We start from the raw sequence: 16084 nt of genomic DNA on the forward strand, positions 1-16084 counted from the left end.
CCGGGTCCGAGGACCCCGTAGGGCGGCATGGTGTGTCGCGGGAGTGGTGGCGGGAGGCGTGTCAGGACGTCGGTGTCGCGGCCGGACGCCCTGGCGTGTCGTGGGAGGGGGCGGCGTGCTCGCGCCGTCGACGGAGCGAGGCGTGGCAGAACCGCCACGGAAGCGAGGTGAGATGCGCCCTGGGATGTGTGACCCCTGGTTCTATCGCACGGCGGAGCCGGTCGTCGCTGTCAATTTCGGCCTTCATGCCAGCTCCTGCCCGCACGCCGCTTCCGCCTCAGGATCCCCGCACGGCGGCGGCGCGCGAGGATCGATACACGCAGCTCACCCCATCGGATGAGCCGGGGGCGGCCCGGGGCCGGGCCGGGAGCGGCCGCGCGCGGGGTTCCGGGCGCGTGCGCGGGCGCGGTGCGGGACGCCCGGCGAATTCCGTTCGCCGTGCCGCGCGGGGGCGCCCTACGCTCGGTGGCATGAGCAAGCCTCTCGTCGCCCTTCTCAGCGGAGCCGGCATCTCCACGGACTCCGGCATCCCCGACTACCGCGGGCCGAACGGCCTGTGGCGGCGCGACCCCGAGGCCGAGAAGCTCGTGACGTACGAGTACTACATGGGCGATCCGGAGATCCGGCGCAGGTCGTGGCAGATGCGGCGGGAGAACCGCACGCTGCGGGCCCGGCCCAACGCGGCGCACCACGCGGTGGTCGACCTCGAGCGGTCCGGTGTCCCCGTGCGCGTGATCACGCAGAACGTGGACGGGCTGCACCAGCTGGCCGGGATGCCGGATCGCAAGGTGCTCGAACTGCACGGCTCGGCGCGGTCGGTGGTGTGTACCGGCTGCGGTGCGCGCGGGCCGATGGAGGAGGCGCTCGCCCGTGTCGAGGCGGGCGATCCGGATCCGGCGTGCACGGCGTGCGGCGGTGTCCTCAAGTCGGCGACGGTGATGTTCGGCGAGCGCCTCGATCCTGAGGTGCTGGGCGAAGCGGTGGCGGTCACGAAGGCCTGCGAGGTGTTCATCGCGGTGGGCACGAGTCTTCAGGTGCAGCCCGCGGCGGGGCTCGCGGGCCTCGCCGCGGACTTCGGAGCGCGGCTCGTCATCGTGAACGCCGAGCCGACTCCGTACGACGACCGGGCCGCGGAGCTGGTGCGCGAGCCGATCGGGACGGCGCTGCCGGAGCTGCTGCGGGGGCTCGCCGCTTAAGGCGGCTCCTCGCGCGTGAGGGGGGGACGGCGGGGCCAAGGAGGGGCGGCCCCGCCGTCCTGGGAGGGTGGCTGTCAGCCGAACATCACGCTGTGCGGGAGGGGCTCGAAGTAGCCGCGGGCCTCCCCGGGGCCCAAGCTGTCCGCGGGCTCTTCGCAGCCCTGGTCGTAGTACACGGTGGCGACGGTGTCGGTCTGGTTCTCGACACCTTCCGCGCCTTGCAGGAGGAGGTAGCACTCGCCGTCGTCCGGGTCGTTGATCTCCAGGTCGCCGGACTCGGGCGAGTAGTAGTAGAGGGTGCCGTTGGCGGCGTAGGCGCTGCTGGTGGGCAGGGCGGTGAAGACGGCGAGGGCGGCTGCGGCAGCGAGGGCCACGCGGCCTGTGCGCGCCGAGGTCATGCGTATGGTGGTCATGGGTGCCACGGTTCCGGACGGGGGTGGAGGCACCCAGGGGACACACTCCCAGACGACCGGGAAGCAGGAGCGGGCAGCCGGTCCGCACGCCCCTGGCCCGCGCCCTGAGCGCCCCCGTCAATCCCCTTTCCGCAGGGGTGACTCGTGCGTGCGGCGCCCCGGTCCGGGGGTGACCCGTACGTCGACCGCCGCGTTGCGGGCCGCCCACACCTTCACCCGGCCGGCCCGGCCCGCGGGCACTCCGTCCACGCTGGCGTGTGCCCCTCGGCCGGAGACCTGGATCCGCCATCCGGTGGGGCTCGGCGGCAGCGAAAGCTCGGTGGTGCCGGGGTGGCGCGCGGCGCGGTAGGCGAGGCGGTAGATGCCGGTGCCCGGGTCGTGGACGTCCTCGCGTACGTCCCCCGCGACCGCGGGAGCGTACGGCGTGGCGGTGCGCTCCTTGTTCGTGCGGAAGCGGCCGTCGCGGTCGAGCGCGCAGTAGCCGCCGCCGTAGCACCACACGTAGCCCGCCCAGCCGGAGGAGTAGCGGTTCAGTGAGGCGAGGGCGTCGTCGTAGAAGCGGCGCATGTGCGGAAGGCCACTGTTGAGGGGGCCCCACTCCCCCACCACCACCGGCAGGGAGTGTTCGCGGGGGTAGGCGGTGACGGCCCGCTCGTAGGCCTCGATCCAGCCCGCCGAGGGGTCGTAGTCGGCGCCGGCCTCCATCGCCGTGTTGTAGAAGTGCGGCGCGTACACGACCCGCTCGTCGTCGATACGGCCGAGGCCGGTGGGGACACCTTCACCGACGATCGGGGTCGGTTCGACGAACAGCCAGGCCGTGCGGTCCTGGGTGCGGATCGCGTCCGCGAGGCGGTTGTACAGGGGCGTGAGCTGGGTCGCCTCGATGCGGCGGGCTGCGGTGGCGAGGTTCTCGCCGGGGCGCGGTTCGCCCATCGGCTCGTTGATGAGGTCGTAGCCGAGCAGCGCCGGGTGGCCGCCGAAGCGGTCGGCGAGGAGACGCCACATGCGGGCCTGGGCCGTCCGCAGGTCCGCGTCCTCGTAGAGGTGGGTGAAGGCGCGCTGGACGGCGGGCTCGAAGTACTCGGCGAACCAGTCGTCGGGGTGCGGGGTGAAGGGCAGCCCGTCGGTCCGTGTCGCCCAGCGGGGGATCCCGCGGTGGCCGAAGGCGGGTCCGAACACGTCCTGGTGGGCGTCGAGCACGACCTGGATCCGGTGCTTGTGCGCCCAGCCGAGGACGCGCTGGATCTTGCGGAGGTAGCCGTTGCTGTAGTGGCCGCGCCGCGATTCCAGGTCATCCCAGAAGACGAGGAGGCGGGCGACGTTGAAGCCGCGGGCGCGCAGGTCCCTGAAGTGGCGTTCCGTGATCGCGCTGAGGGCCTCGGAGCCGTGGTGGGTCTTGTCCTCGACGTTCCATCCGCGCAGCGTGAGGGTGCGGCCCTGGCGGTCGGTGAGGCGGGGGATGCCGTCGTCGGTCCGCGCGGCCACGGGGCGGGCCTGGGCGGTGGGGGTCAGCACCCCGCCCAGGAGGGCGACGGCGAGGAGCGCGGCCAGGACGGGGCGGCGCGCGCGGCGCGGGGTCATGGCGGACCTCCGGTGGTTGACGGGAACGCCCTCGGTGTCGAAGGGTCCGCGCTATCCAACCGGCTGACTGACGGCCCATCAAGACATCTGCGTAAGAGTCTGGTTGGAGTTACTGCCGCTCACCGCGCGGCTCTGGTGGGAGTTTCCTCCGCTCACCGCGTGGCCAGGGCGCGCACGGCCCGGTCGAAGGCCGAGTCGCGGTTCTTGGCGAACTCCTCCTTGGTGAAGACGGGTTCGGCCAGGTGCGGCGGGATGCCGGTGCCGTCGAAGGTGCGGCCCGTGCGGGTGAGGAACTCCTCGTTCGGCAGCCAGACGGCCATGCCGCCGGGGAGGTTGCGCGCCAGGACGTCGGAGAAGACGCCCTGGGTGGGCCGGCCCACGCGCACGGTCCTGCCGGGGCGGTCCATCAGGGCCTGCGTGAAGGTCTCCCCCGCGCTCACCGTCGAGCCGCCGGTCAGCAGGGCGATCGGGCCGGTGTAGCGGGGAGCGGGGGCCGGGCGGACGCGGATGGGCTCGGGGCGGGTGTGCTTGCCCGGGTCGGCCGGGTCGTTGCGGGCCCGCTTCGCGTACGCGACGTAGGGGGTGTCGGTGAGGCGCTGGGCGATGCGGATGCCGAGGGCGTCGGAGCCGCCGCCGTTGACGCGCAGGTCGATGAGGAGGCCCTTCAGGCGCTGGGTGCGGTCCTTGGTGAGGACGGTGTCGAGTGCCCGGTCGAGTTCGGCCCGGTGCGCGGCGAAGGGCGCGCCGTCGGAGGCGTACCCGGCGAAGCCGGAGATCCTCAGATAGCCCTGGCCGCCCGGCAGGTCGGCGTAGGTGATCCGGCCGTTGGCGAAGTCCTTCCGGTACGTGGCGTGCTTCAGGTCGCGCTTCTCGATGAACTTCTTGACCTTCGCGTCCAGTTCCTTCGAGGGCATGACGGTGCCCGGGCGGACCTCGGCGTAGACGTGGTCGCCGTCCATGACCGCGACGTGGGCGTCGTGGAGCGGCTTCACCATCTTGCTGAAGATCGAGAAGAGTTCCTTCCTGGTGGTGTCCTGGTGCACCTGGGGCCGGTACCGGTCGCGTACGGCGTCCCAGTCGACGCCCTTGGCGGCGAAGAACGGGTAGTTCTCCGCGAACGACTGCCAGAACACGTCGAAGGCGGCTCGGGGGCCCTTGGGGGCCGGGCGGGTGCAGGCGTCCGGCAGGGACGGGACGCGACGCAGGCCGCGGTGGCCCACGGAGGTGTCGAAGCTCAGGGAGGCGTGGTCCCGGCCCGGCCCGGTGCGGACGGTGAGGACGCTGCCGTCCGCCGCCGTGTAGCGCCCGTCGCCCGTGCGCCGGGCCGAGTCGCCCTTGAGGCAGCTCACGGAGGTCGTCTGGTACTCCTGGAGGGTTCCGTTCCGCAGCGCGATGACGGTGCCGTAGCCGTCCATGCGCCAGTAGCCGTCGACGGTCGGCCGCTCCTGCTCGGTGGCGGGCCGCTCCTTCGCGACGACGCTCGGCGCGGTTCCCGCGGCGAGGGCCAGGACGACGGCGGTGGCGGTGGTGATGCGCACGAGGGGGCCTTCCGGTGGGTGGGAGGTCGGGGGGAGCCGGTGACGCGTCGCTCCGTGTCGACATCACGGTGCCGTACGCGACACGGCGCGGCCATCCGGCTGTCCGGTGGGGCGAGGGTGGGGACAACCCCCGACGATCTACGTGGGCCGACGCGCGAGCCGGCCGCCGGGGCTCGGCACGGCGCATCGCCTCCAGCGAGCGCGAGCCCACCCGGCGCGGCCGACCGCGACGCGCCAGCACGGGCACTGTCACGCCACGGGCAGCCCAACGAGGCCACGGCCACGGCTGCCAGGCGTCCAGCTCCGGCCTGGGGGGCGGGACCGCCGGAGCCACCAGTGGGGAGGGGGCCTCCGCCTAACCCCCGCCGGACTCCGCGCCCTCGCCCATGAGTCACTTCCCCGAAAGGGCGACCAGGGCCAACAGGCGCGTCACCGCACCGAACCTGACGAGGCGTCGAACAGCTGCCGCTCGGGCGACAGAGCCTCGGAGCCCTGAAGGCGGGCGCGCAGGGCGTCGACGAGTGCGCCCTCATGACGCACCGCCCACCTGCCCACAGGGGTGAGGGCCGCGAGCAGGTCGTGTCCCGCGCCGGTCAGCGAACAGCGTGCGGCGGACGCGAACTCCCGCCCCCTCCCTTCGTGGACGACCACGCCGTCGGCGGACAGTCGCCGCAGAGTGCCCCAGAGGACCTTGTCCGACACGTGCCGGCGACCGGTGATATGCCGGTTGCGGTCGACGTCTTCGTTGATCGCCACAGCGAGACCCGTGGGACGCAACGGGCCGTTGCGCAGATTCGCGATGACCGCGAAGCTCCAGCGCAATCGGAGCATCGTGAGCACGACACCAAGATTGCGCCAACACTCCTGGGTCGGCATGCGCCTGCCGCCCTCGAACGTCAGGCGGCGCCCGGGCGACGGCATCTCTTCGCTCACTCCATGGCGTACTGGCGGGTTCGTCAGGAGAAGGCCGGAGTGGCGCGCCGCCCACGCGGCCGGCTGGCGGAGCGATTCCGTCAGGTCCCGCGACATGGCCGTCAGCCCGCGCACCGCGCTTTTCCCCTGCGGCCCGGCAGGGCAGCGCGCGACCAGCCCCTCATCCTCCATCCGCCGCAACGTGACCAGCAGGGTTTTCTCATGGAGCACCCATTCACTCAGCAAGTCCGCATTGCGCGCATTCCCCCTGTTTATGTGCGCCAGCAGCTCCGCCGGGCTCTTCGCTCCCTCCAGCAGGGCGACGAGCACGACGTACGTCCACTTGTTTCGTATCAGCTCGACAGTCATCCCGATTCCGCGCAGGTGGCGAAGCTCGTCGTTCAGCAATGATCTACCCCCCTTGAGCCGTATCCGCCCGCGCATCCTGCTACGTCGATCAGGGAAATCATAGGAGTGCGACGAGAATTCCCGGCAGCGCCCGGGCCCGACGCCATGACGGCTGGCTTGAAGTCATCGAACTTCCGGCACTGGCTTTGAAGTTAGAACGCTCCGACGGTGTAGCACTTGGCGGGTGCGGAGATGGCGGGCGTCGGCCTCGGCATCGCCCTACGTCGGGAAGGAAAGATCCGAAGGCAAGATCCAGCGCTCCCCGACGGCACGGAAGTTGAAGCAGGAAGCAGCGCACGCTACCGCCGAGGCTCATCGACTGCCCGCCCGCGCACCGTCCCCGTAAGGGCCGGCCGGCACCGGCCCGAGAAGGACCGACCGGCCGACCGGGTGCGTCCGGGACGAGCGGGAGGGAGCTGGTGCGGAATCACCATGCCTGAAATCACCGATGAATCGACCGCGCGCACTTCGCACTCCGGGAAATGTCCGCTCCGCCGCACTTTCCGGTTACCTCGCACCCGGCCGCCCCCTTCATACCGGAATTCAACCGACTGGCCCTCGATACCCGTAGGGAGTTCATGACTTCCTCTGCTTGGGAACTGCTGACTGCTACGCGTCCGCTTGCCGCCAGGCCGGCCGTCCATCCCGGTCGGCACGGGCGACCGAAGAGAACGGCCGTACCTACTTTGATGTTGGTCCGCATGTGCCCCTCACGGTCGGAGTACCCCGAAGGAGTATTCGCTTTCCCTCACCTCCCAGCTCCCTGCTCCGGGGGCTCGGCCGCCATCGCGTCCGACTCCCCCAGCGCCGAGGCCGCGCACTCCGGAGCAGGGGCTCCTCTTGCCGTGCAGGAGGAGCGCCCATGGTGAACACGCTCGACACGCACCCGGCCCGGGACGACGAGGTGCTGCGCCACGTGCTCGAGGATGCCTCGATGGGCCGCTGGGAAGGGCCACGGGACATGCTCACCGCCACCGGGGCCGACTGGGACCGGCGGATCTTCCGCCTCCAGGTCCTGGCCGAGGCCGGGGCGCGCCTCAGGTTCGCCGACACCTGGGCCGAGGCCGAGCCCCACTCGGCCCACGCCCTCGCCCTGCTCGCGAACGTGCAGGCCCTGCGCGCGATGATCGCCGGCCGCGAGGCGGGCCAGGCCCAGATGGAACAGGCCTGGGCCACGTGCCGGGCCTCGCTCGACGTGTGGCCACAGGACGTGGCGCCTTTGGTCGTCATGCTCGCGCTCCTGCGGACGCACGCTCCCGACCGCGGCGCGCTCGGGGAGGTGTGGTCGGAGATCAAGGAGCGCGACCCGTGGAACCGCGAAGCCCACCACGAGGTCCTCACCTATCTGTTCTCCTCCCACCACGGCCGGCCCGGCGAAGCCATGTGGTGGGCCGAGGAACAAGCGGCCATCGCGCCCAGAGGCCTGCCCCTTGCCGTTCTCCCTCTCGTGGTCATCGCCGAGACCCACCGCCGCCGCCAGGAGGAGAACCAGAACGCTTACGGGCTGATGATCCACCCCTGGGTCGAGTGCCCGCAGATCGACCTGGCGCTGGAGCGCTGGTGGCGCTACCGCGCTCCCCGCCCGCACGCCTGCTTCGCCGACGACGCCAACTACCTGGCCCACGCCCTGTCGTTCGCCAACCGTCACACCGAGGCCTCGGAGGTCTTCGACGCGATCGGCCCCTACGCCACCCGGCTCCCGTGGTCCTACTGCGGCCGCGCCCGAGAACTGTTCCTGCGGCACCGCTCCTGGGCCTGCACCCCCTCCCGGCGCCGCCGCGGATGAGCTGAGCGGCAGCGCCCTCACGCCTGGCCCCCATACGCCTCGTACAAAGGAAGGACGAAGAGCCCGTGCCTCTCGATGTCTCCCGCGTTTCGGACGAGGAACGCCTCAAGCAGCTCGGCTACCGGCAGACGCTGTCGCGCTCCATGTCGGGCCGCGCCAACTTCGGTGTCAGCTTCACCATCATCTCCATCCTGTCCGGCTGCATGACGCTCTACGGCTACGGCATGAACACCGGCGGCCCCGCGGTCATGATGTGGGGCTGGCTGTTCGTCGGCCTGATGACGCTCTTCGTCGGCCTGTCGATGGCGGAGGTGTGCTCGTCGTACCCGACCAGCGCGGGCCTGTACTTCTGGGCCCACCGCATGGCCCCCAGACGCTCGGCGGCCGCCTGGGCGTGGTTCACCGGCTGGTTCAACACCCTGGGCCAGATCGCGGTCACCGCGGGCATCGACTTCGGCGCCGCCACCTTCCTCAACGCCCTGCTCGACCTGCAATTCGGCTACGAAGCCACGCCGGGCCACACCATCACCCTGTTCGGCGCCATCCTGGCGCTGCACGGCGTCCTGAACACCTTCGGCGTGCGCATCGTCGCCTTCCTCAACGAGGTGTCCATCTGGTGGCACATCCTGGGCGTCCTGGTCATCTGCGGCGCCCTGGTGCTCGTCCCCGACCACCACCAGTCGGCCCGCTTCGTCTTCGGCGAGTTCGTCAACAACACCGGCTTCACCTCCAGCCTGTACGTGGTGGCCATCGGCCTGCTGATGGCCCAGTACACCTTCACCGGCTACGACGCCTCCGCCCACATGACCGAGGAGACCATCGACGCCGCCACCGCGGGACCCAAGGGCATCGTCCGCTCGATCCTCGTCTCCCTGGCGGCCGGGTTCGTCCTGCTCTTCGGCTTCACCTACGCCATCCAGTCGTATTCCGGAGCCCTGGGATCGAGCACCGACGTGCCCCCGGCGCAGATCCTCATGGACGCCCTCGGCGCGGCGGCAGGCAAGTGGCTCCTCGTGGTGATCATCGTCGCGCAGCTGTTCTGCGGCATGGCCTCGGTGACCGCCAACTCCCGCATGATCTACGCCTTCTCCCGCGACGGCGCCCTGCCCTTCTCCCGGGTGTGGCACCGGCTCAACCCCACCACCCGCACCCCCACCCACGCCGTCTGGCTCGCCACCGGCGGCGCCTTCTGCCTGGGCCTGCCCTACCTGTGGAACACCACCGCCTACGCGGCCGTGACCTCGATCGCCACCATCGGCCTGTACATCGCCTACGTCATCCCCACCTTCCTGCGCCTGCGGCAAGGGGAGCGCTTCGAACGCGGCCCCTGGCACCTCGGCTCCTGGTCCACCATCGTCGGCACCATCGCCGTCGTCTGGGTGGTGGTGATCACCGTGCTCTTCATGCTGCCGCAAAGCTCACCAGTCACCGCCAAGACCTTCAACTACGCCCCCCTCGCGGTCGGGGTCGTCGTCGCCTTCTGCGGCATCTGGTGGCTCGCCTCGGCCCGCAAGTGGTTCCTCAACCCCGACCACCCGCGCAACGCCACGTACCGCGAAGGTGTCCCGGAACAGAGCGTCGCGCACCGGTAGCGGCACCTCGGCCGCCCCTCGGCACGTCCCCACCGGCCGCCCCGCTCGACGTGACTCAGGTCTCAAAGTGATCTGCGCGGTTTCTGTTATCCCCCCGCGCCCCGCAGGATCTCCGATGCAGTGGGCGTATTCAGCACCACGCAGCGATCAGGACAGGAGATGTGTCGTGCAGCACGATCAGTGGGAGCCGCAGCAGGGGGACGGCGCCGGGCTCACCGCTCTCGTCGTCGCGGGCCGAGCCGGGGACGCGCGGGCCCAGGACGAGCTGGTCGCCGCCTTTCTGCCGCTCGTGTACAACATCGTCGGCCGCGCCATCGGCGGGCACGCGGACGTGGACGACCTGGTGCAGGACGTCATGGTGCGGATGCTCAGAGGGCTCCCCGGCCTGCGCGATCCGGCCTCGTTCCGGTCCTGGCTCGTCGCCATCGCCATGAACGAGACCCGCCGCCACCAGCGGCCCGCGCCCGTCGACAGCGGCCTCCAGGACGCGTACGACGTGCCGGACCCGGGCGGGGACTTCACGGACGTGACGATCCTCAGGCTCGGCCTGTCCGGGGAGCGCAAGGAGGTCGCGCGGGCCACGCGCTGGATGGACGACGACTACCGGGAGCTGCTCTCGCTGTGGTGGCTGGAGGCCGCCGGCGAGTTGTCCCGCGGCGAGGTCGCCGCGGCCCTGGAGCTGACCCCGGAGCACACCGCCGTACGGGTGCAGCGCATGAAGGCCCAGCTGGAGACCGCGCGCGTGGTCGTACGCGCGCTCGCCGCCGAGCCGCGCTGCCCCGCGCTCACCCAGGTGACGGCGCCCTGGGACGGCAGGCCGTCCGCGCTGTGGCGCAAGCGCCTGGTGCGGCACACCCGTGACTGCGCGGCCTGCGGGGGCCTCGGCGCGCGGCTCACGCCCGCGGAGGGGCTGCTCGCCGGGCTCGCCCTCGTGCCGCCGCTGCTGGCCATGGGGGCCGGGCACTTCTCCGAGGCGGGCGCCGACACCCTGTCGCCCACCGCGTACCCCGGAACCGGTGACACCGGCACGCAAGCGATGTATCCGTACGAACCGTCGCCTTCCGGGGACGGTGGTGGCGCCGCCGACGTGACGCCCCTCTCCACGGCGGGCGCCCCGGGCTCCCGCGCGCGGCTCCGGGAGGGGCGCCGCAGCGTGCGCCGACGGCGCCAGGCGGTCGGCGCCGGGGCCGGGGTCGCCGCCATCGCCGTGCTGGCCGGTGTCATGCAGCTCGCCGACGGCTCCTCCGACCCGGCGGACAAGGGCTCGGCGGTGGCGCTGGAGTCGGACGGGTCCACCGCGAAGCCGACGGCCCCGGGCGGGCCGAGCCGGTCGCCGTCCCCCTCCGCCTCACCGTCGAAGGGCAAGAAGGACAAGAAGGACGGCAAGAGCGAGAAGGGTGAGAAGGACAAGGGCGCCGAGAAGTCCAAGAAGCCCTCGCCGTCCGTGAGCCCCTCGCGCGCCAGCAGGAAGAAGCCTGCGAAGCCGCGGCCCACCCCCTCCAGGACCGCCACGCCCCGCCCCACGGCCGAGAAGCCCGCGCCCTCCGGGTCGAAGGCCCAGCAGGTCCTCAGCCTGGTCAACGCCGAGCGCGCCAAGGAAGGGTGCGGCGCGCTCACCAGCAACAGCGAGCTGGCCACCGCCGCGCAGCGCCACTCGGCCGACATGCGGGCGCGCGACTACTTCGACCACACATCGCCCGACGGCACCGACCCGGGGCAGCGCATCACGGCCGCGGGCTACCAGTGGAGTACGTACGGCGAGAACATCGCGCGGGGCCAGCGCACCGCCGCCTCCGTGATGAGTTCCTGGATGAACAGCGAGGGCCACCGCGCCAACATCCTCAACTGCTCCTTCAAGGAGCTGGGCGTGGGGATCGAGGAGGGCGAGGGCGGCCCGTGGTGGACGCAGGCCTTCGGGGCGCGGGGCTGACGGACCGAGCCGGGGGGCGGTGGGCCGACCCCAAGGGCGCCCGTCGCGGGCGCCCGTCGCGGGCGTCCATCGCGGGCGTCCATCGCGGGCGCCCGTCGCGGGCGTCCATCGCCCCACCGCCCCTGCCCTCACCGCCCCACCGGGCAAATCCGTCCCAAAAGTCTGTTGACACCTCAAAGGTGCCCGACGGAGGGTACCGCTGCACGGCTTGTCATGTTCTTGTCCACACCCACCAGGCAAGAGGTGAGCCTTGTTCCTCCGTCGCACACGTCGTAGAAGTACGCGCGGCGCCAGAGCGCGCCGCCTCCCGGTCCGCCGCCTCGGTCTCCTCGCGGCGCTCCTGGGGCTCAGCGCCTTTGCCCTCGCCGTCGGCCCCGCCCGGGCGACCCCCGAGCCGGCCGGCCGCCCTCCGCTCGTCCAGCCCATCGACCCCCAACGCTGGCAGAACCCCGACGACATGACGTGGGCCGACCACCGGTCCGTTCCCGGCACCGACTGGGCCGACCCCGATCTCAAGCCCACCAAGCGCACCTTCAAGGGCGCCCTGGTCCTCCTGGACTACCCCGACGAGGAGTTCACGGTCAGCAAACCGGCCGGATCCAGCCTCTTCGGCAACCCCCAGCCGAGCGCGGCCAACGTCCCGCGCGCCCAACTGCCCGCTTTCTACCGCGACTTCCTCAACAAGCCCGGCGCGCTCAACCGCGGTCACACCATCAACGAGTACTGGATGGAGGACTCCGGCGGCCGCATCGGCGTCGACCTGACCGCCTTCGGCGTGTACCGCATGCCGTACAAGTCCTTCCAGTACGGCATCGAGCCGCAGATGAACCCGGGCGCCTGTCCGCGCGGCAGCAGCTGCGGCAAGGACATCCGCGCCGACGGCAAGGCCGCCTGGACCGCCGACGTGGGCGGCGGCGAGACCGCGAAGTACGACTTCGTCTTCTTCCTGACCGCCGGGCAGGACGAGTCGTCCGTGTGGCAGGAGTTCGGGCAGATGAAGTTCGCCTCGCCGCAGGGCGTGCCGGCGAAGTGGGGCCCGCCCGCGCCCATCGCCTCCGGCGGCAACTCCGCGAGCACCCGCTACGTGCCGTGGACGTCCTGGGCGGCGGCGGCCCGCATCTGGCCCAACGCGACGTCCGGTTCGTCCACCCAGGCCGAGAGTTCCGGGATGGGCGTGTACGCGCACGAGCTGAGCCACATCCTGGGGATCGGCGACAACTACAACAACCCGTACGGCAAGCCGCTGCGCCGCGCCTACACGGGCATCTGGAGCATGCTCTCGCGCGGCTCCTTCAACGGGCCGGGAGGCCCGCACACGCGCTGGCAGATACCGGCCACCAACGGCGGCTCGATGGGCTCCCAGCACATCCTGCGCGACAAGCTCAAGCTCGGCATCGTCGACGAGAAGAACGTGCTGCGCCTGGACCGCGACGCGCTCAAGGGCTCCGGCACCGTCGTGGCCCGCGTGACGGCGCGCTCCGCGCCGCCGGGGGCGAAGGGGCTCAGCGGCGTCAACATCACGATGAACCGTGACCTGGCGCCCGCCTGCGATCCGGCCACCAACCCCCTGTGCGACGGCGGGGGTTACGAGAACTACACCGTCGAGGTCGTCGACCGCATGGGCATGGACTCCTTCACGCCGGACAACGGCGTGCTCCTGTCCAAGACGAAGAACCAGGACCGGGCCCCGTTCGCGTGGGTGGTCGACGCGCACCCCGAAGACATCGACATGGTGGACTTCAAGCGCCCCGACGGCACCCCGCAGAAGATCACCATGGGTGACTACCGGCAGCTCAGCGATGCTCTGCTGCATGCCGGCGCCGACTCCGGCAGCGAGTACGAGTACATCGACGAGGCCAACCGGCTGCACTTCTACGTCCTCGACCTGGAGCGCACCCCGAGCGGCGTCCTGTCGTACACGATCGCCGTCAAGTCGCTCGACGGCGCGGGCCCGCAGCGCCGGGGCGTGGCCCTTGACCGGGGGCGCGCCAAGGGCAGCGCGGAGCGCCGGGCCGTGTGCTCCTTCGACCTGGCCAACACCGGGCGCGGCCTTCCGTCGCGTCCCGGGCACCCGGAGAACGTGGACCGCTATCTGCGCTCCGACGTCTACCGCCTGTCCGCCGAGGCGTCCGGCAAGGGCTGGTCCGCCTGGCTGCCCAACCGCCTCGCCACCGCGCGGTCCGGCCAGTCCGTCGAGGTCGACGTCGCCGTGAGCGCGCGGCGCGGCGCCGAGCGGCACGGCCGGGTCGTGCTCACCGCCCGCTCGGAGAGCGATCCGGGCAAGTCCGCGAAGGCCGTCTGCAAGGTGCGGAAGAGCGGTCACCACTAGGGCTATTCCCTGAGGGCACCGCCGTGGGGCGGGCCCGGCCGACGCGCGGCGGCCCCCGCACCGGATCCGCTTCCGGTGCGGGGGCCGCTCGCGTGGCGTCAGTTCAGCGGGGCCTTCGGCGGCGTGCCGTAGAAGGTGATGCGGGGCCAGCCGCGCTTCGCCGCGACCTCGTTGAGGGCTTCGGCGATCTCCTCGGGCGAGATGTCGTACTGCGCGGGCGTCTCCTCGGTCTTGACCTTGAAGGTGATGTTCAGCTCGGCGTAGCCGGTGCCGTGCTGGACCCGGCCGCTGAACTCCGTGCCGGGCGTGAACGCGACCGCCGCCGCCTGCGTCCTCTCGGCGGACTCGGCGGACTTCGCCGCCTTGCCGTCCTCCGCCTGGGCCGTACCGGCCGAGGCGAGCACCGCGCCCGCGGCGGCCGAACCCGAGTAGCCGAGGACCGACCGTCTGGAGACTCCGGACATGATTCCCCTCCCAAAGTGGCGGCCTCTCCCCTGGAGGCCCGCGGTGATCATAAAGAACGCGACGGACCCATGGGGCGGAACAAGATCGTCCATATGCGCGCGGCCCGGTGGGTGCCCCGCCGGGCCGCCGGCGCACGCCTCGCCCGGGCCGCGGAGCGCCTCGCCGGAACCACGCCAGAACGGCCGGTCGCCCGCGTTGACAGGTACACCACACGCTCCTACGGTGCCCCCACCCAACAGGAAAGCTTCCTTACTGCCAGGGCCGTCAATTCCCCCCACTCCCCCTGGAGGACACCGTGTCACGCATCCGACGCCACCCGTCCCGGACCCTGGGCGCGCTGGTGGCCACGGCCACCGCCGTCTCGCTCTGCGCGACCATGACCACGGCCGACGCCGCCGCGGAGGCCGAGCCGGGCACCCCGGACCCCGGCGCCGTCACGACCCTCGCCAGCGGCCTGGACGTGCCGTGGGGCCTGGCGTTCCTGCCGGACGGCGCCGCGATCTTCACAGAGCGCAACACCTTCAACGTCTACCGCCTCACCAAGACGGGCCAGAAGACGCTCCTGGGCAAGGTGCCCTACTCCCAGACCACGGGCCTCGAAGGCGGCCTGATGGGCCTGGAGATCTCGCCGACCTTCGCCGCCGACCACTACCTGTACTTCCTGCACACCTCGACCGACGGCAACCGCATCGCCCGCATGACGCTGGAGAACAACACCCTCAGCGGCTACACGGTGCTCCTCAGCGGCATGACCAAGAACCGCGCCCACAACGGCGGCCGGCTGCGCTTCGGCCCCGACGGCAAGCTGTACGCGGGCATGGGCGACGCGCAGAACGGCGCGCTCGCGCAGAACAGGAACTCCCTCAACGGCAAGATCCTGCGCATCAACCCCGACGGCTCGATCCCCGCGGACAACCCCTTCGGCAACGCCGTCTGGTCACTCGGCCACCGCAACCCGCAGGGCCTCGACTTCGACTCCCAGGGCCGCCTGTGGCAGGCGGAGTTCGGCAACAACGTGATGGACGAGGTCAACCTCGTCCAGAAGGGCGGCAACTACGGCTGGCCCAACTGCGAGGGCACCAGCGGCAGTTGCTCCGGTTCCATCCCGCCGAAGAAGACCTGGCCGGTGGCTTCCGGCTCGCCCAGCGGCCTGACCATCATCAACGACCACGTCTTCGTGGCCACCACCCGTGGCCAGCGCGTGTACCGGATGCGCATCGACGCGAACTCGGGCCTGGTCGACCAGCGGACGTACTTCCAGGGCACGTACAACCGGCTGCGCACCCCCGAGGTCGACCCCCAGGGTGACATCTGGCTGACCACGTCCATCGACCGGGACGGCACCCCGGGCAACGACCGGATCCTGCTGGTGGACGTCGTGTACTCGGGCGGCGCCACGCGCCGGTGAGGCCGACCGGCCACCCCTCGGGATGCGTCCCCGCACGCGGGGACGCATCCCGGCCGGGTGCTACTTGCCGACCGGCGAGACGGCGATGCATCCCGCCACGACGTTCTCGCCGGAGGCCTCCTTGATGACCTTGCCCTTGTAGATCACCTTGCAGGTGAGGTCGGCGCCGGTCGGGTCCGTGGAGATCGGGACGACGGTGGGCGGCATGATCCCGCGCAGCGTCACCGTCTTCTTCCACGGCAGCTCCGGCTTGGTGGCCTTCTCCAGCTTGGGGTTGGCGGCGGAACCCGCACCGGCGGCGAACTCGATCTCGTCGACGTTCTCGCCGGAGACCTCGTAGGTCACCTCGTACTTCTCGTTGACGGCCTTGTCGACGGCGTCGACGGCCTTCTTCTCGGCCTCGGAGCAGGCGCCGAGCGTCAGCGCGAGACCGGCGAGGGCGAGCGCGCACACGGCGGCGCGGATGCTTCTCTTCATGTGCGCAGACAACAGTAAAGAGCACGCAAAGTCAATCTGTGACCGCACG

The 16084-nt window shown here is 71.4% G+C and carries 12 protein-coding genes; 6 read left to right on the forward strand and 6 right to left on the reverse strand.

Going from position 1 to position 16084, the window contains the following annotated elements; translation table 11 throughout:
* The first annotated feature begins 470 nt into the window (after nt 1-470).
* A complete protein-coding gene (locus AC07GB_RS28295) occupies nt 471-1196 on the forward strand; it encodes an SIR2 family NAD-dependent protein deacylase (protein ID WP_478850255.1) in 726 nt (241 codons plus the stop codon).
* 74 nt (nt 1197-1270) lie between these two features.
* On the opposite strand, the gene AC07GB_RS28300 is transcribed toward AC07GB_RS28295, so the two are convergent.
* From AC07GB_RS28300 to AC07GB_RS28315, 4 genes are all read right to left on the reverse strand, one after another.
* A complete protein-coding gene (locus tag AC07GB_RS28300) occupies nt 1271-1609 on the reverse strand; it encodes a hypothetical protein (RefSeq protein ID WP_478850257.1) in 339 nt (112 codons plus the stop codon).
* A gap of 117 nt (nt 1610-1726) precedes the next feature.
* The gene (locus tag AC07GB_RS28305; RefSeq protein ID WP_478850259.1) at nt 1727-3190 is read right to left on the reverse strand and encodes a cellulase family glycosylhydrolase; all 1464 of its coding nucleotides are present in this window, start codon (nt 3188-3190) and stop codon (nt 1727-1729) included.
* Nucleotides 3191-3342: 152 nt separating this feature from the next.
* The gene (locus AC07GB_RS28310) at nt 3343-4728 is read right to left on the reverse strand and encodes a S41 family peptidase (protein ID WP_478850261.1); all 1386 of its coding nucleotides are present in this window, start codon (nt 4726-4728) and stop codon (nt 3343-3345) included.
* 429 nt (nt 4729-5157) lie between these two features.
* Nucleotides 5158-6048 (reverse strand): winged helix-turn-helix transcriptional regulator, encoded by an 891-nt coding sequence (locus AC07GB_RS28315; protein WP_478850263.1) that lies wholly within the window; start codon nt 6046-6048, stop codon nt 5158-5160.
* 862 nt (nt 6049-6910) lie between these two features.
* On the opposite strand from AC07GB_RS28315, the gene AC07GB_RS28320 reads away from it, so the two are divergent.
* The 4 genes from AC07GB_RS28320 (at nt 6911) to AC07GB_RS28335 (ending at nt 13685) form a co-directional block, all read left to right on the forward strand.
* Entirely contained in the window at nt 6911-7834 is a 924-nt protein-coding gene (locus AC07GB_RS28320; RefSeq protein WP_478850265.1) for a hypothetical protein, read from the forward strand.
* A 65-nt stretch (nt 7835-7899) separates the two neighbouring features.
* The gene (locus AC07GB_RS28325) at nt 7900-9426 is read left to right on the forward strand and encodes an amino acid permease (protein ID WP_478850267.1); all 1527 of its coding nucleotides are present in this window, start codon (nt 7900-7902) and stop codon (nt 9424-9426) included.
* A gap of 166 nt (nt 9427-9592) precedes the next feature.
* Nucleotides 9593-11356 (forward strand): sigma-70 family RNA polymerase sigma factor, encoded by a 1764-nt coding sequence (locus AC07GB_RS28330; RefSeq protein ID WP_478850269.1) that lies wholly within the window; start codon nt 9593-9595, stop codon nt 11354-11356.
* A 250-nt stretch (nt 11357-11606) separates the two neighbouring features.
* Nucleotides 11607-13685, forward strand: a complete 2079-nt coding sequence (locus AC07GB_RS28335) for a M6 family metalloprotease domain-containing protein (RefSeq protein ID WP_478850271.1) — start codon at nt 11607-11609, stop codon at nt 13683-13685.
* Nucleotides 13686-13783: 98 nt separating this feature from the next.
* Here AC07GB_RS28335 and AC07GB_RS28340 read toward each other — a convergent pair whose 3' ends face one another.
* The gene (locus AC07GB_RS28340) at nt 13784-14149 is read right to left on the reverse strand and encodes a hypothetical protein (RefSeq protein ID WP_478850273.1); all 366 of its coding nucleotides are present in this window, start codon (nt 14147-14149) and stop codon (nt 13784-13786) included.
* A gap of 296 nt (nt 14150-14445) precedes the next feature.
* Here AC07GB_RS28340 and AC07GB_RS28345 point away from each other — a divergent pair, with 296 nt between their 5' ends.
* Nucleotides 14446-15558: a PQQ-dependent sugar dehydrogenase gene (locus tag AC07GB_RS28345; RefSeq protein WP_478850275.1), complete on the forward strand. Its 1113-nt coding sequence runs from the start codon at nt 14446-14448 to the stop codon at nt 15556-15558.
* A 60-nt stretch (nt 15559-15618) separates the two neighbouring features.
* Here AC07GB_RS28345 and AC07GB_RS28350 read toward each other — a convergent pair whose 3' ends face one another.
* Nucleotides 15619-16035 carry an MmpS family transport accessory protein gene (locus AC07GB_RS28350; RefSeq protein WP_478850277.1) on the reverse strand — a complete coding sequence of 139 codons (417 nt, stop codon included), beginning with the start codon at nt 16033-16035 and terminating at the stop codon, nt 15619-15621.
* Nucleotides 16036-16084 lie beyond the last annotated feature (49 nt).

Source organism: Streptomyces sp. NPDC045778 (genome assembly GCF_056431945.1).

Coding starts and splice junctions, on each gene's coding strand:
- AC07GB_RS28295 (WP_478850255.1), top strand. CDS start 471: ATGAGCAAGCCTCTCGTCGCCCTTCTCAGCGGAGCCGGCATCTCCACG.
- AC07GB_RS28305 (WP_478850259.1), bottom strand. CDS start 3,190: ATGACCCCGCGCCGCGCGCGCCGCCCCGTCCTGGCCGCGCTCCTCGCC.
- AC07GB_RS28320 (WP_478850265.1), top strand. CDS start 6,911: ATGGTGAACACGCTCGACACGCACCCGGCCCGGGACGACGAGGTGCTG.
- AC07GB_RS28340 (WP_478850273.1), bottom strand. CDS start 14,149: ATGTCCGGAGTCTCCAGACGGTCGGTCCTCGGCTACTCGGGTTCGGCC.
- AC07GB_RS28350 (WP_478850277.1), bottom strand. CDS start 16,035: ATGAAGAGAAGCATCCGCGCCGCCGTGTGCGCGCTCGCCCTCGCCGGT.
- AC07GB_RS28300 (WP_478850257.1), bottom strand. CDS start 1,609: ATGACCACCATACGCATGACCTCGGCGCGCACAGGCCGCGTGGCCCTC.